Origin of the sequence: Mycobacterium sp. IDR2000157661, assembly GCF_022317005.1 — a bacterium.
Taxonomy (GTDB): Bacteria; Actinomycetota; Actinomycetes; order Mycobacteriales; family Mycobacteriaceae; genus Mycobacterium.
Genome location: NZ_CP081006.1, coordinates 4,576,421 through 4,590,909 on the forward strand (window position 1 = coordinate 4,576,421; position 14,489 = coordinate 4,590,909).

Consider the following 14,489-nt stretch of genomic DNA (forward strand, 5'->3'; position numbering starts at 1 on the left):
GGCGGTTACGCGCCGCGGGCGCGGCCGAGTTCGTCGAACGCCTGCGCCCAACCGGTGAGACGGTCGGTGGCGTTGGACAGTTCGTCGCGATAGCGCTGCTGCCACATCGGTGAGCTCGACATCGGCCCGGCGCCATTCGACTGGTTGGCCGCCGACACCAGTTGCGCTGCGGCGTTGACCATCTCGTTGTACTGGCGGGCACCCTGGTCGAGCTGGGCGGTGAACGCTTGGACGGTCGCGGTCAGATGCCCGCGCGACTGCGGCGCCGAACGCATCGCCCGCTCCATCGACATCACCTCGTTGGCGGTGGCGGCCATCGTCGCCGAGGTGTGCTGGGCCGCCGCGCTCAGCTCGCGCAGCTCGTCGGCGGGCAGCATCCGGCCGCGCTCCATGACGCCCAACAGCGAGTGCATCCCGCGTTCGGAAGCCGCCAGCGCCGCCATCGGCTGCCGGGCGGCCGATCCCCACGGCGGCAGCCGGCGGGCGAACCGCGACTGCTGTGGCGGCAGCGGTTCTCGCTTGAGCCAGCGGTAGCGCAGGAACGCCAAGGTCGCCAGGAACGCCGCCCCGACGGCGATCGGAGTCGGAATGAACAGTGCCCACCACGGCGTGCTCCACGCCGCCAGCAGCGCCGTCACGCCGATCCAGAACACGCTGGACACGCCGAAGAACAACGTCAGCCGCAATGCCCAGCGCCGCTTGCGCAGCAGCTTGGCGCGCGGGTCCGCCGCCGAGTTGAGCCTGGCGGCCAGCAAGTCGGACCATTCAGCGGCGGTGTCCACACCCCGCTGCAGCAACGAGCGCCAGGCCTCTGGCCGACTCGGTTGCGAATTCACGCCCTCTCTCCTGCCGATCAATCAGTCGGTTACTGCGACAACGGGTTTTCCGGAGTCGACTGCGGATTGGCCGCCGGAGTCGCGGGCTCGGTGGCCGGCGTGGCCGCTCCCCCTGCCGGCAACTGCTCGCCGCGCATCGAGGCGCGGATCTGCTCGAGCCGGGAATGTCCGGCCATCTGCACGCTGGAATGCTGGACCTCCATCATGCGGCCCTGCACCGAGTTCTGCGCGAGTTCGGCTGAGCCCAGCGCGTTGGCGTAGCGGCGCTCGATCTTCTCGCGCACCTCGTCGAGGCTCGGGGTCGTACCCGGCGCGGACAGCTCACTCATCGACCGCAACGACGCCGAAACCTGCTCCTGCATCTTGGCCTGCTCAAGCTGGGACAGCAGCTTGGTGCGTTCGGCAATCTTCTGCTGCAGCACCATGGCGTTCTGCTCGACCGCCTTCTTGGCCTGTCCGGCCGCGTTGAGCGCCTGATCGTGCAGACCCTTGAGATCCTCGACGCTCTGCTCGGCCGTCACCAGCTGAGCGGCGAACGCTTCGGCGGCGTTGGTGTACTCGGTGGCCTTGGCGGCGTCACCGGCCGCGGTCGCCTGGTCGGCCAACGTCAGCGCCTGCCGAACGTTGACCTGCAGCTTCTCGATGTCGGCCAGCCGCCGGTTGAGCCGCATCTCGAGCTGACGCTGGTTGCCGATCACCTGGGCGGCCTGCTGGGTCAGCGCCTGATGCTGCCGCTGCGCCTCCTCGATGGCCTGCTGGATCTGCACCTTCGGGTCGGCGTACTCATCGACCTTCGAGCTGAACAGCGCCATCAGATAGCGCCAGGCCTTGACGAACGGATTGGCCATGAATCACTCCGCCTTCGTGTCTTGAGGTTGTGTCGGCCTCGCCGGCAACCGGCTCACCGTGCTGCCCAATCTATCGGTTCGGCCCGCATCGCCACACCCACAACGGGCTCAGGCCACCGCCATCGAGACGACCTGCGGAATTACCACCTTCGTGGCCATGTCGATGTTCGCGGCGCCGGCGAAGGCCGCACGTTCCTCGCGCTCCATGTCCTGACCGGCGGCGGAGAGCACCCGCGACAGCGGGATGTCGAGCGCACCGCAGATGGCGTTGAGCAGTTCGCTGGAGGCTTCCTTGCGTCCGCGCTCCACCTCCGACAGGTACCCGAGGCTGACCCGGGCGGTGTCGGACACCTCGCGCAGGGTGCGGCCCTGGTCGGTGCGGGCACGGCGCAGCACGTCGCCGATCACCTCGCGCAGCAATGCCGTCATCGTGCTCTCCCTCCAGGGGGTCAGTGGGCGTCCAAGGCGTGTACTAGGGCAACGCCGCACGCCGCCGGGTTGGTTCCCGGGGACGCAAACTGCGTGGAAGGTCACCGACCAGCCGGGCGTGCACGAGAATCCCTGACCGCCGAGATCACGTAGTCGATGCCGGTGAGCACCGTCAGGACGATCGCCGCCCACATCACGACCCAGGCCCCCGACAGCCACGGACCCGACAGCGGCAGCACGAACAGCCCGATGGCCACCGCCTGGACCAGCGTCTTGAGCTTGCCGCCGCGGCTGGCGGGAATCACCCCGTGCCGGAGCACCACGAATCGCAGCACCGTGATGGCGAGCTCCCGCGTCAGGATGACGACGGTGGCCCACCACGGCAGGTCACCCAGGACGGACAACCCGATCAGCGCGGCTCCGATGAGGGCCTTGTCGGCTATCGGATCGGCCAACGTGCCGAACTCGGTCACCATGCCGTAGCTGCGCGCCAGGGCGCCGTCGAGCCGGTCGGTGATCACCGCAACCGCGAAGACGACGAATGCCGCCACCCGCCAGACCGTTTCGTGGCCACCGTCGGCGAAGAGCACCAGCAGGAACACCGGAACCAACACCATCCGCACGCCGGTGAGCACATTCGCGATGTTCGCTACCCGGGCGCGCGGTACCAGCGGATCGGTATGGGGTTGGCCCGACACCGCAACAGAATATCCGTTGCCCGAGCGGCTACCCTCCAGGTGTGAGTGCGGAGTCCCCGCAGCTCGTCGTCCGACGGGCGCGAACCTCGGATGTGACCGCGGTCAAGGGCCTGGTCGATATCTACGCCGGCAAGATTTTGCTGGAGAAGAACCTGGTCAACCTCTACGAGGCCGTTCAGGAGTTCTGGGTCGCCGAGATCGACGGCGAGGTCCTCGGTTGCGGCGCGCTGCACGTGCTGTGGTCGGACCTGGGCGAGGTGCGCACCGTCGCCGTGCATCCGAAGGTACGGGGACAGGGCGTCGGTCACGCGATCGTCGAACGACTTCTCGACGTGGCACGCGATCTGCACCTGGAGCGGATCTTCGTGCTCACCTTCGAGGTCGAGTTCTTCACCAGGCACGGCTTCGCCGAGATCGACGGCACGCCGGTCACCGCGGAGGTCTACGAGGAGATGTGCCGCTCCTACGACGTCGGCGTCGCCGAGTTCCTCGACCTGTCCTACGTCAAGCCCAACATCCTCGGCAACACCCGAATGTTGTTGACGCTCTAGCGACTCGTGCCCACCTTTCTGCGCCCAAACCGACATTTGGGTGCAGAATCGGGCGATATACGCACCCATGCGTCGGTTTGGGCGTCGAGGGGGGCTAGAAGTCGGAGGTGTCGTCCTCACCGTTCGCGTCACCGCCACCACGGATGAGCGCCAGTGTGCCGGCCAACTCGTCCGGTTTGACCAGCACCTCACGCGCCTTGGAACCCTCGGACGGCCCGACGATGTTGCGGGTCTCCATCAGGTCCATCAGCCTGCCGGCCTTGGCGAATCCGACCCGCAGCTTGCGCTGCAGCATCGACGTCGAACCGAACTGGCTCGACACCACCAACTCGACCGCCTGCAGGAAGACGTCCATGTCGTCGCCGATGTCGGGGTCGACGTCGGTGCGCTCACCTGTGGTCTTGGCGGTGGTGACACCCTCGGTGTACTCCGGCTCGGCCTGAGCCTTGGTCGCCTCGACGACGGCGTGGATCTCCTCGTCGGTGATGAAGGCGCCCTGCAGACGGATCGGCTTGTTGGCGCCCATGGGCAGGAACAGCCCGTCCCCCATGCCGATCAGCTTCTCGGCGCCCTGCTGGTCGAGGATGACGCGGCTGTCGGTCAGCGACGACGTCGCAAACGCCAGCCGCGAGGGCACGTTGGTCTTGATCAGGCCGGTGACGACGTCCACCGACGGCCGCTGGGTGGCCAGCACCAGGTGGATTCCCGCCGCGCGGGCTTTCTGCGTGATGCGCACGATGGCGTCCTCGACGTCGCGCGGTGCGGTCATCATCAGATCGGCCAACTCGTCGACGATCGCGACGATGTACGGGTAGGGCTTGTACTCGCGCTGGCTGCCCAGCGGCGCGGTGATCTCGCCCGAGCGCACCTTCTTGTTGAAGTCGTCGATGTGGCGCACCCGCGAGGCCTGCATGTCCTGGTAGCGCTGCTCCATCTCCTCGACGAGCCACGCCAGCGCCGCGGCGGCCTTCTTGGGCTGGGTGATGATCGGAGTGATCAGATGCGGGATGCCCTCATACGGCGTGAGTTCCACCATCTTCGGGTCGATCAGGATCATCCTGACCTCCTCGGGCGTCGCACGCACCAGCAGCGACACCAGCATCGAGTTGACGAAGCTCGACTTGCCCGAGCCGGTCGAGCCGGCCACCAGCAGATGCGGCATCTTGGCCAGATTGGCCGAGATGTATTCGCCCTCAATGTCTTTGCCGAGGCCGATCACCAGCGGATGATGATCGCCACGGGTAGCCGGATCGGTCAGCACGTCGGCCAGCCGCACCATCTCGCGGTCGACGTTGGGCACCTCGATGCCCACCGCGGACTTACCGGGGATCGGCGCCAGCATCCGGACGCTCTCGGTGGCGACCGCGTAGGCGATATTGCGTTGCAGGGCGGTGATCTTCTCGACCTTCACGCCGGGGCCCAGCTCGACTTCGTAGCGGGTGACGGTCGGCCCCCTGGTGCAGCCGGTAACGGCGGCGTCCACCTTGAACTGCTGCAGGACCTCGGTGATGGCCTCGATCATCCGGTCGTTCCCGGCGCTGCGCCGCTTGGGCGGATCCCCGGCGACCAGCAGCTCGAGCGACGGCAACGCGTACGGGCCGTCGACCACGCGGTCCAGCGAGAGCGCCTGCCTGGCCGTCTTCTTCCTGCGCGGCTTGGCGGTCGGCTCCGGGACGGTCGGCGACTCCTCCTCGATCGGGTAGTTCTCCATCGGCGTGGCGCCGTTGAACGTCGCGGTGCCCGACGGCCAGGCCTTCGATTCGTCGTCCGGCGGGAGGTGGTCGTAGTAGCCGTCGGAGAAGTCATCGTGGTCGAGCACGACGGTGTCCTCGTCGTCGTAGTCCTCGACGTCGTACTCGTCGTGCCACGCCCGCCCGGTGAACAACGTCCGCATAGTCGACGGGACCTCGCGGATCGTGGTGCCGGTCACCAGCAACACGCCGAACAGGACTCCGATGAACAGCAGCGGCGCGGCGATCCAGGGCGTCAACCCGTCGGACAGCGGACCGCCGATCGCGAAACCGAGGAAGCCGGCGGCGTGCTGGCGCGCGGTCGGATCGTGCGGCGAGCCGGCCCACAGATGCCACAGACCGAGCGCGGGCAGGGCGATCATCGCCGACCCGAGGAACAACCGGGGCCGGGAATCCGGGTCGGGTTCGGTCCGCATCAGCGTGACCGCGATGGCCGCTGACGCAATCGGCAATAACACCACCGCAGAACCGATGAGAACCCGCACGACGGTGTCGATCCACGCCCCGACCGGTCGGGCCGCGTCGAACCAGGAACTGGCCGCGATCACCACCGCGAGCCCGAGAAGCCCGAGCGCGATGCCGTCGCGGCGGTGGCCGGGTTCGATTTCGCGGGCGCGCCCGACCGACCGCGCGGTCGTCCCCGCCCCCTTGGCCACCATGAGCCAGCCCGCCCGCACGCCACGGCCGACGGAGGCCCCCGCCGCCGACACCGGGGAGGCGTTGCGGCGCGGCGCCGGCTTGCGCCGGGGTGCCGACTTCACGCCCGCCCGCGAACCAGCCTTTGACCTGCTCGAACGGGTGCCGGAACGGGCGGCGGTCTTATTGGGCATGCATGCAAGACTAGTCGCTTTGGCCCCAGAACCACCATGTGCCACACGGGTCACAAGTCGATATCGATCCCGCGGCCCGATCTTGGTGACGGCCCCGCAGTAGGCTGTGCACCCGTCCAGCAGCACTCACCGAGGAGTCGTCATATGCCCGTCGTCGTCGTCGCCACCATGACCGCCAAGCCCGAGTCGGTCGACACCGTCCGCGACGCCTGCAAGAAGGCCATCGAGGCGGTGCACGAGGAACCGGGCTGCGAGCTGTACGCGCTGCACGAGGCCAACGGCACCTTCGTGTTCGTCGAGCAGTGGGCCGATGAGCAGGCGTTGCAGGCCCACAGCACCGCGCCCGCCGTCGCGACGTTGTTCGGCACTGTCGGCGAACACCTCGACGGCGCACCGGACATCAAGATGCTGCAGCCAGTGGTCGCGGGTGACCGCAGCAAGGGCACGCTGCGGTCCTGATGGCAGGCCTCGCAGGCAGGGTCGCGTTCATCACGGGCGCCGCCAGGGGGCAGGGTCGGGCGGAGGCCGTCCGGTTGGCCGCCGACGGTGCGGACATCATCGCCGTCGACATCTGCGACCAGATCGCATCGGTGCCCTACCCCCTGGCCACCGCCGACGACCTCGCGGCCACCGTCAAGCTCGTCGAGGACACCGGCGCGCGGATCGTCGCGCAGCAGGCCGACGTACGGGATCAACAGAGCCTCGCCACCGCTCTGCAGACAGGGCTCGACGAGTTCGGCCGTCTCGACATCGTGGTCGCCAACGCGGGCATCGCGCCGATGCAGTCGGGCGCCGACGGTTGGCGCGACGTCATCGACGTCAACCTCACCGGCGTGCACCACACCGTCGAGGTGTCGACTCCGGCGATGATCGCGCAGGGCGACGGCGGGTCGATCGTGCTGACCAGTTCGGTCGTGGGCCTGGTCGGGATGGGCAGCGCCGATCCCGGTGCGATCGGGTACGTCGCGGCCAAACACGGCATCGTCGGGCTGATGCGGCTCTACGCGAACCTGCTGGCGCCGCACAGCATCCGGGTCAACTCCGTGCATCCGGCCGGCGTCGACACCCCGATGATCAACAACGACGCCACCCGGGCATGGCTGGGCAGCATCGAGGAGAAGTCGCCGCAGGACATGGGCAACGCGCTGCCGGTGCAGGTGCTGCAGCCCGAGGACATCGCCAACGCCGTCGCGTGGCTGGTGTCCGACGAGGCGCGTTACATCACCGGGGTGGCGTTGCCCGTCGATGCGGGGTCGGTCAACAAGCGGTGACCATCACGGCTCGCCGGGACCGCCTTGGGTCCGGCTAGACCTCGATGACCGTCGGCACGATCATCGGTTGGCGGCGGTAGGTCTCACCGACCCACTTGCCGACGACGCGGCGCACCGCTTGGGCGATCCGGGTGACTTCGGTGATGTTGTCCGCCGCAAGCACTTCCAGCTCTTCTTCGACCTTGCGCGCCACCGGCTCCAAGGCCTTCGGATCCTCGGAGAAGCCCCGCGAGTACAGCTGAGCGGGCGCGGCGGGCTTGCCGGTGCCGCGGCGCACGACGACGGTCACCGCGACGAAGCCGTTCGACAGGACCAACCTCTCCCCGAGCGTGACGTCGCCGACGTCACCGGTGATCAACCCGTCGACGAACATCTTGCCGGTACTGACCGCACCGGCGATCGACGCGCGCCCGCCGACCAGATCGACGCTCACGCCGTTCTCCGCCAGCATCACCGCGTCGGGATCGACACCGGTGCGGGCCGCCAAAGCCGCATTGGCCCGCAGCATCCGCCAGGTCCCGTGCACCGGCATCACGTTGCGCGGCCGTACGGCGTTGTACAGGAACAGCAACTCACCCGCATACGCGTGACCCGAAACGTGAATGCGCGCCTGCGCATTCGTCACCACCCGCGCACCGATCTTGGCCAGCGCGTCCAGCACTCCGAAGATGGCCTCCTCGTTGCCCGGGATCTGCGACGAGGACATGATGATCAAGTCGCCGGCGGTCAGCGTGATGCTGCGATGCTCGCCGCGCGACATCCGGGACAGCGCGGCCATCGGCTCGCCCTGGGTTCCGGTCGTGACCAATGTGACCCGCTCGGGGGCCATCATCTCGGCCGCCCCGATGTCGACCACGTCGTCGTCCCCGACGGTGAGGTAGCCGAGTTCCTTGGCGATCCCCATGTTGCGCACCATCGACCGGCCCACGAACGCGACCTTGCGGCCGAGTGCCACCGACGCGTCGACGATCTGTTGCACACGGGCGACATTCGAGGCGAAGCAAGCGACGATCACGCGGCCTTCGGCACTGCGGATCAGCCGATGCATGTTCGGTCCGATCTCACTCTCGGACGGACCCACCCCGGGAATCTCGGAATTGGTCGAGTCGCAGAGGAACAGGTCGACGCCGTTGTCGCCGAGCCGTGACATGCCGGGCAGGTCGGTCGGCTGGTCGTCGGGCGGGAGCTGGTCGAGCTTGATGTCGCCGGTGTGCAAGGCGGTCCCCGCGCCGGTGTGGATGGCTATCGCCAGGCACCCAGGAACCGAGTGGTTGACGTGGAAGTACTGACATTCGAAGACGCCGTGTGTGCTGCGTTGTCCGGCTGCGACTTCCACGAATCTTGGCTTGAGCCGGTGCTCGCGGCACTTCTCCGCGACCAGGGCCAGGGTGAACTTGGAGCCGACTACCGGGATGTCGGGGCGCAGCTTGAGCAGGAACGGGATGGCGCCGATATGGTCCTCGTGCGCGTGCGTCAGCACCAGCGCCTCCACCTCGTCGAGGCGGTCCTCGATGAGGCGCAGGTCCGGCAGGACCAGGTCGACGCCGGGCTCGTCGTGCGACGGGAACAAGACGCCGCAGTCGACGATGAGGAGCCGGCCGAGATGCTCGAAAACAGTCATGTTGCGACCGATTTCGTTGATGCCGCCGAGCGCGGTGACCCGCAGTCCGCCCGGAGCCAACGGCCCCGGTGGATTGAGTTCTTCGTTCACTACCGCAGCACCGCTGCGGCTCGCATATCTGCGGCGAGCGCCTCGAGTTGCTCGGGTGTGGCCGGCATTTGGGGTAACCGTGGATCACCGACCTCGAAACCCTTGAGCCGCAAACCCGCCTTGGACAAGGTGACGCCGCCCAGCCGGGTCTGGGCGTGGTTCAGCGGCGCGAGGGTGACGCTGATCTTGCGCGCCGTCGCCAGGTCTCCCGACGTGAAGGACGACAACATGTCTCGAAGTTGGCTCGCCGCGAGGTGACCCCACACGCTGACGAAGCCGACCGCACCCATGGCCAGCCAGGGCAGGTTGAGCGCGTCGTCACCCGAGTAGTAAGCCAGCCCGGTCTCGGCGATGATCTGTGCGCCACCGTGCAGGTCGCCCTTGGCGTCCTTGACCGCCACGATGTTCGGATGTTCGGCCAGTGTGCGCAGCGTGTCCCAGTGGATCGGGATGACCGAGCGCGGTGGGATGTCATAGAGGATGACCGGAAGGTCCGCGGCGTCCGCGATGGCGGTGAAGTGCGCCACCAGCCCGGACTGCGGCGGCCGAGAGTAGTACGGCGTCACCGCGAGAAGACCGTGCGCACCGGCGGCCGCGGCCCGCTTGGCGCCGTGGACGCTGTGGGCGGTGTCGTACGTGCCGACACCCGCCACGATGCGCGCCCGGTCGCCGACCGCCTCCACGACAGCGGTCAGCAGCGCGACCTTCTCGTCGTCGGTGGTGGTCGGCGACTCACCGGTGGTCCCCGAGAGCACGAGGCCGTCACAGCCCGAGTCGACCAGATGGGTCGCCAGCCGCGCGGCGGTGTCGGCGTCCAACGAGCCGTCGGGCTTGAACGGAGTCACCATCGCGGTCAGCACGGTGCCCAACTGGGCGGTGACGTCGATTCCGCTGGTGCTCACGCGCACAGATTACTCGCTCGGCCTCATACTTCGGTCGCCAGCGGGCTGGTCGCGACCTCCGTGCCGTCGGCGAGCGTATGGATCTCGAAATCAGAGAACGCCTGCGGAGCGACCTCGACGAGTCGGCGCAGGCAGGCGATGGCCAGCCGGCGGATCTCGACGTCGGCGTGCTCGCTGGCCCGCATCGCGATGAAGTGGCGCCACGCGCGGTAGTTACCGGTGACCACGATGCGCGTCTCGGTGGCGTTGAGCAGCACCGCCCGCGCGGCCTGCCGGGCCTGTTTGCGCCTGAGCGCTGATCCTCTCCCGGGCTGGTCGCCTGTGAGCTTGGCCTCGAGGCGGTCGAGTAGTTCGGTGTAGGTCGCGCGGCTGGCGTCGACGGCCGCGGCGAAGATCTCCGTCAGCTCGGGGTCCTCCTCGATGCCCGGCGGCACCACCACCTGGGCGTCACGTTCGGGGACGTAACGTTGCGACAGCTGCGAATAGGAGAAGTGGCGGTGCCGGACCAGCTCGTGCGTGCACGAGCGGGAGATACCGGTGATGTAGAAGGACACCGACGCGTGCTCCAGCACGGAGAAGTGCCCGACGTCGATGATGTGTCGGATGTAGGCGGCGTTGGTGGCGGTGCGCGGATTGGGCTTGGACCAGCTCTGGTAACAGGCGCGCCCGGCGAACTCCACGAGCGCGGGACCGCCGTCGGCGTCGGTGCTCCACGGCACGTCCGGCGGCGCCAGGAACTCGGTCTTGGCGATCAGCTGGACGCGCAGAGGCGTGGTCTCGGCCACGGCTCACCCTAACGTGGCAGGCGCTTCGGCCAGCGCCGGAGGCCGACGCGTCGAGCCATGTTTGAGCGTGGCTTTCTGGGGAACAAACGGGTTCCTGGTCGGCGTTACCCAATCGCTGATCTTCAAGGAGTGTGATCAATGGCCACCGATTACGACGCCCCTCGCGTCAAGGACACCGACGAGACCGCCGAAGAGTCGCTGGACGCCATCGCCGCCCGGCGACGCGAGGTCGACGTGGCGGTGCTCGACGTCGACGACGGTGATGCGGTCGATTCGATCGACCTGCCCGACATCGACCTCTCGGGCGAGGAGCTCACCGTCCGGGTGATCCCGAAGCAGGCCGATGAATTCACCTGCTCGAGCTGCTTCCTGGTGCATCACCACAGCCGGCTGGCACTGCAGTCCGGCGACCGAATGGTGTGCACCGACTGCGCCTGAGCCTCATCGACCGACGTCCCCCCGTCCGGTGTCGGGTTGCTTCACGCGTAGTCGCTGGAGACGTCGATCAACCCTTCACTCGGCGCAGGGCTGGCGCCAGGTCGCCCTTCTCTCCCACCGCCACCGTGCCCAAGCCCAGCCACGACGCCATCGACCACAGCTCACCCGCCAGAGCCCGGGCCACCCGCGCCCGCTGCTGGCCCGGCTCACTGAACGCGCCGACGACGTGTAGCACCCCGGCCGCGCGGTCGGCCTTCAGATCCACCCGGCCGACCAGTGCGCCGTCGAGCAGGAACGGCCACACGTAATAGCCGTAGCGGCGTTTGGGCGCCGGGGTGTAGATCTCGATGCGGTAGTGGAAGCCGAACAGCCGCTCCACCCGGGGCCTGAAGAAGATCAGCGGATCGAACGGACACAACAGCGCTGTCCCGCGGTCGCGACGCGGCACGATCTGCCCCGACCGAAGGTAGGCCGGCGCCGACCACCCGTCGACCTCGACGGGTTCCAGTTCGCCGTCGGCGACGAGTTTGGCGATCGCCGGTTTGGCCTGCTTCGGCGACAGCCGGAAGTAGTCACGGATGTCCGGTTCGGTGGCCACCCCCAATGCGCCCGCCGCACGCAGGGTGAGTTCGCGCACGGCCTCCTCGTCATCGACCTCGCGCGCCAACACCCGCGGCGGCAGCACCCGTTCGGAGAGGTCATAGTGCCGCGCGAAACCGACCCGCGTCGCGGTCGTCAGAACCCCCGATGCGAACAGCGCCTCGGTCACCCACTTGGTCTCGCTGCGGTCCCACCACGGGCCCTTGCGAGCGCGTTGCTCGGCGCCGAGGTGCGCCTCGATCTGGCCGGCCGTCGCCGGGCCCAGCTCCGCCACCGCGGCGACCACCTGCTCGGCCAGTTCGGCGTTCTTCCTCACGATCTCCTTGCCCCACCGCCCGTGCGTGTACTCGCGCATCCGCCAGCGCAGCAGCGGCCAGTCCTCGACGGCCATCAGCGCCGCCTCATGCGCCCAGTACTCGACGAGCAGGCGAGGGGATCGCGCCGAATGGCTCCACGCCGCGCGGTCGAGCACGTCGCGGTCGTAGGGTCCGAGCCGGCTGAACACCGGCGCGTAGTGCGCCCGCACCGCCACCGAGACCGAGTCCAGCTGCAGTACCTGGATCCGCGATATCAACCGCCGCAAGTGTGCGCGGGTGACCGCGCCGCTCGGCTTCGCTTCGGCGAAGCCCTGTGCCGCGACGGCGACCCGTCGCGCCTGGGCGGACGTCAGTCTCGTCGGCACCCTGCCATCGTGCAGGACAGCACCGACAATCAGCCGCGCCGGTAGCTGTGGAACCGGTAGCGCAGGCCGGAGGCGCTGGTGAGCCAGTCCCCCGACGTACCGGCCCACGATTCGTCGAGTACGGGCGCCATCACATCGCCGTCGTCGCGGTGCAGATCGATCTCGACCTCGGTGATCTCACACCGCGTCGCCAGCGGCAGCGCCTCCAGGTAGACCTGCGCACCGCCGATCACCCAGATCGGACCGTCGGCCAGGGCGTCGTCCAGCGTGGCGACCACCTCGGCGCCGTCGGCCTGGTAGTCGGGGCGGCGCGTCAGCACGATATTGCGACGTCCCGGCAGCGGCCGCACCTTCGCAGGCAGCGACTCCCACGTCAGCCTGCCCATCACCACCGCGTGGCCCGTGGTCAACTCTTTGAAACGCGCCTGGTCCTCGGGCAGCCGCCACGGGATGCCGCCGCCGCGACCGATCACCCCCGAGGTCGACTGGGCCCAGATCAGCCCTACAGTCCGCGTCATGGTTCGGACCTGCGAGCAGTCCTCACACCGCCACCGGCGCTTTGATCGCCGGGTGCGGGTCGTAGTTGAGGATCGCGACGTCGTCGTAGGTGTAGTCGAAGATCGAATCGCGCGGCGCGAGAACGAGTTCCGGATACGGGCGGGGTTCGCGGCTGAGCTGCTCGGTGACCTGCTCGACGTGGTTGTCGTAGATGTGGCAGTCACCGCCGGTCCAGATGAACTCCCCGACCCGCAGGCCGGCCTGGGCCGCCATCATGTGCGTCAGCAGCGCATAGCTGGCGATGTTGAACGGCACGCCCAGGAACAGGTCCGCACTGCGCTGATACAGCTGGCAACTCAACCTGCCGTCGGCGACGTGAAACTGGAAGAACGCGTGGCAGGGCGGCAGCGCCATCTGAGGGATCTCGCCGACGTTCCAGGCCGAGACGATGTTGCGTCGCGAGTCGGGGTCGGTCCTGAGCAACTCGAGCGCGGCGCTGATCTGGTCGATGTGCCGACCGGAGGGGGTGGGCCACGACCGCCATTGCACACCGTAGATCGGACCGAGATCCCCTGTCTCGCTTGCCCATTCATCCCAGATCGTGACACCGTGATCCTGGAGCCAACGCACGTTCGAGTCACCGCGCAGGAACCACAGCAACTCGTAGACCACCGACTTGGTGTGTACCTTCTTGGTCGTGATCAGGGGAAATCCGGCCGCCAGGTCGTAGCGCATCTGGTGCCCGAACAGGCTGCGGGTTCCCGTCCCCGTGCGGTCGGCCTTGGGCGTCCCCCGCTCCAACACCAACCGCAGCAGATCCTCGTACGGCGCGCTAACAGGTCCAGCGATGGGCACGCCGGTCAGCTTACTTGTCGAGGCGGCGAGTAGAACGGAAGCCATGCCGAGCATCTCCGCGACCGTCAGCACCCCCGACGGCACCTGCCCCGTCACCCTGCACACTCCCAACGGCACGGGTCCGTGGACCGGCGTGGTGATGTACGTCGACGCCGGCGGCGTGCGCGACACCTTTCAGGAAATGGCGGCGCGACTCGCCGGCTTCGGACACGCCGTGCTGCTGCCCGACGTCTACTACCGCCACGGTGACTGGCAGCCCTTCGACATGAGTACCGCCTTCACCGACGAACAGGAACGCAAACGCCTGTTCGGGATGATCTCCTCGATCACGCCCGACATGATGGCAGGCGACGCGACGGCGTTCTTCGACTTCCTGGCCGGACGGCCCGAGGTCAAGGGCGACACGTTCGGCGTCTGCGGATACTGCATGGGCGGCCGCACCTCGGTGATCGTGGCCGGCCGGGTACCCGACAGGGTCGCGGCGGCGGGGTCCTTCCACGCCAGCGGGCTGGTGGTCGATGACGCCGACAGCCCGCACCTGCTCGCCGACCGGATGAAGGCGACGGTGTACGTCGCAGGCGCCGCGAACGACCACGGCTTCACCCCGGAACACGCCGAGGCCCTCGACAAGGCGCTGACTGCGTCGGGTGTGGCCCACACCGTCGAGTTCTACCCCGCCGGACACGGCTTCGCGGTCTCCGACAACCCGCCCTACGACCAGGAAGCGGCCGAGCGGCACTGGATCGCGCTGCAGGAGCTGTTCGAGTCCGCGCTGCCGAATTGACGGCGGGCCCGCATGCCGAT

General features: G+C 68.2%; 16 protein-coding genes. 5 read left to right on the forward strand and 11 right to left on the reverse strand.

Annotation, left to right across the window (positions count from 1 at the left end; all coding sequences use genetic code 11):
- Nucleotides 1–5 precede the first annotated feature (5 nt).
- From pspM to pgsA, 4 genes are all read right to left on the reverse strand, one after another.
- Nucleotides 6–836 (reverse strand): phage shock envelope stress response protein PspM, encoded by an 831-nt coding sequence (gene pspM / locus K3G64_RS23505; RefSeq protein WP_238887762.1) that lies wholly within the window; start codon nucleotides 834–836, stop codon nucleotides 6–8.
- A 29-nt stretch (nucleotides 837–865) separates the two neighbouring features.
- Nucleotides 866–1,684, reverse strand: coding sequence for a phage shock protein PspA (gene pspA, locus K3G64_RS23510; protein WP_238887764.1), 819 nt, complete (start codon nucleotides 1,682–1,684; stop codon nucleotides 866–868).
- 108 nt (nucleotides 1,685–1,792) lie between these two features.
- Nucleotides 1,793–2,113 carry a transcriptional regulator ClgR gene (gene clgR, locus K3G64_RS23515; protein ID WP_238887766.1) on the reverse strand — a complete coding sequence of 107 codons (321 nt, stop codon included), beginning with the start codon at nucleotides 2,111–2,113 and terminating at the stop codon, nucleotides 1,793–1,795.
- 101 nt (nucleotides 2,114–2,214) lie between these two features.
- Nucleotides 2,215–2,811: a CDP-diacylglycerol--glycerol-3-phosphate 3-phosphatidyltransferase gene (gene pgsA, locus K3G64_RS23520; protein WP_238887768.1), complete on the reverse strand. Its 597-nt coding sequence runs from the start codon at nucleotides 2,809–2,811 to the stop codon at nucleotides 2,215–2,217.
- A gap of 41 nt (nucleotides 2,812–2,852) precedes the next feature.
- Here pgsA and K3G64_RS23525 point away from each other — a divergent pair, with 41 nt between their 5' ends.
- A complete protein-coding gene (locus tag K3G64_RS23525) occupies nucleotides 2,853–3,362 on the forward strand; it encodes an amino-acid N-acetyltransferase (protein WP_238887769.1) in 510 nt (169 codons plus the stop codon).
- 94 nt (nucleotides 3,363–3,456) lie between these two features.
- Here the strand turns inward: K3G64_RS23525 and K3G64_RS23530 are convergent, their stop codons facing one another.
- Nucleotides 3,457–5,943 (reverse strand): FtsK/SpoIIIE family DNA translocase, encoded by a 2,487-nt coding sequence (locus K3G64_RS23530; RefSeq protein WP_238887770.1) that lies wholly within the window; start codon nucleotides 5,941–5,943, stop codon nucleotides 3,457–3,459.
- Nucleotides 5,944–6,087: 144 nt separating this feature from the next.
- Here K3G64_RS23530 and K3G64_RS23535 point away from each other — a divergent pair, with 144 nt between their 5' ends.
- Nucleotides 6,088–6,402, forward strand: coding sequence for a putative quinol monooxygenase (locus K3G64_RS23535; RefSeq protein ID WP_238887772.1), 315 nt, complete (start codon nucleotides 6,088–6,090; stop codon nucleotides 6,400–6,402).
- A complete protein-coding gene (locus tag K3G64_RS23540) occupies nucleotides 6,402–7,214 on the forward strand; it encodes a mycofactocin-coupled SDR family oxidoreductase (protein WP_238887773.1) in 813 nt (270 codons plus the stop codon). Before K3G64_RS23535 ends, K3G64_RS23540 begins: the two co-directional genes overlap by 1 nt.
- Nucleotides 7,215–7,248: 34 nt before the next feature.
- Here K3G64_RS23540 and K3G64_RS23545 read toward each other — a convergent pair whose 3' ends face one another.
- From K3G64_RS23545 to thyX, 3 genes are read right to left on the reverse strand one after another with little or no spacing between them, the layout of a single operon-like run.
- The gene (locus tag K3G64_RS23545; protein WP_238887775.1) at nucleotides 7,249–8,925 is read right to left on the reverse strand and encodes a ribonuclease J; all 1,677 of its coding nucleotides are present in this window, start codon (nucleotides 8,923–8,925) and stop codon (nucleotides 7,249–7,251) included.
- Nucleotides 8,925–9,827, reverse strand: a complete 903-nt coding sequence (dapA, locus tag K3G64_RS23550) for a 4-hydroxy-tetrahydrodipicolinate synthase (protein WP_370647023.1) — start codon at nucleotides 9,825–9,827, stop codon at nucleotides 8,925–8,927. The genes K3G64_RS23545 and dapA overlap by 1 nt, the downstream gene beginning before the upstream one ends.
- Nucleotides 9,828–9,850: 23 nt before the next feature.
- Entirely contained in the window at nucleotides 9,851–10,612 is a 762-nt protein-coding gene (thyX, locus tag K3G64_RS23555) for an FAD-dependent thymidylate synthase (RefSeq protein ID WP_238887778.1), read from the reverse strand.
- Nucleotides 10,613–10,750: 138 nt separating this feature from the next.
- On the opposite strand from thyX, the gene K3G64_RS23560 reads away from it, so the two are divergent.
- Nucleotides 10,751–11,050: a DUF4193 domain-containing protein gene (locus K3G64_RS23560; RefSeq protein WP_238887779.1), complete on the forward strand. Its 300-nt coding sequence runs from the start codon at nucleotides 10,751–10,753 to the stop codon at nucleotides 11,048–11,050.
- 67 nt (nucleotides 11,051–11,117) lie between these two features.
- On the opposite strand, the gene K3G64_RS23565 is transcribed toward K3G64_RS23560, so the two are convergent.
- From K3G64_RS23565 to K3G64_RS23575, 3 genes are read right to left on the reverse strand one after another with little or no spacing between them, the layout of a single operon-like run.
- Nucleotides 11,118–12,332, reverse strand: coding sequence for a winged helix-turn-helix domain-containing protein (locus tag K3G64_RS23565; RefSeq protein ID WP_238887780.1), 1,215 nt, complete (start codon nucleotides 12,330–12,332; stop codon nucleotides 11,118–11,120).
- 29 nt (nucleotides 12,333–12,361) lie between these two features.
- Nucleotides 12,362–12,850, reverse strand: a complete 489-nt coding sequence (locus tag K3G64_RS23570; protein WP_238887782.1) for a dihydrofolate reductase — start codon at nucleotides 12,848–12,850, stop codon at nucleotides 12,362–12,364.
- Nucleotides 12,851–12,872: 22 nt separating this feature from the next.
- Complete coding sequence (locus K3G64_RS23575; protein WP_370647024.1) at nucleotides 12,873–13,730, reverse strand: thymidylate synthase; 858 nt, start codon at nucleotides 13,728–13,730, stop codon at nucleotides 12,873–12,875.
- On the opposite strand from K3G64_RS23575, the gene K3G64_RS23580 reads away from it, so the two are divergent.
- Nucleotides 13,729–14,469: a dienelactone hydrolase family protein gene (locus tag K3G64_RS23580; protein ID WP_238887785.1), complete on the forward strand. Its 741-nt coding sequence runs from the start codon at nucleotides 13,729–13,731 to the stop codon at nucleotides 14,467–14,469. The two genes, K3G64_RS23575 and K3G64_RS23580, sit on opposite strands and share 2 nt — an antisense overlap.
- Nucleotides 14,470–14,489: the final 20 nt, after the last annotated feature.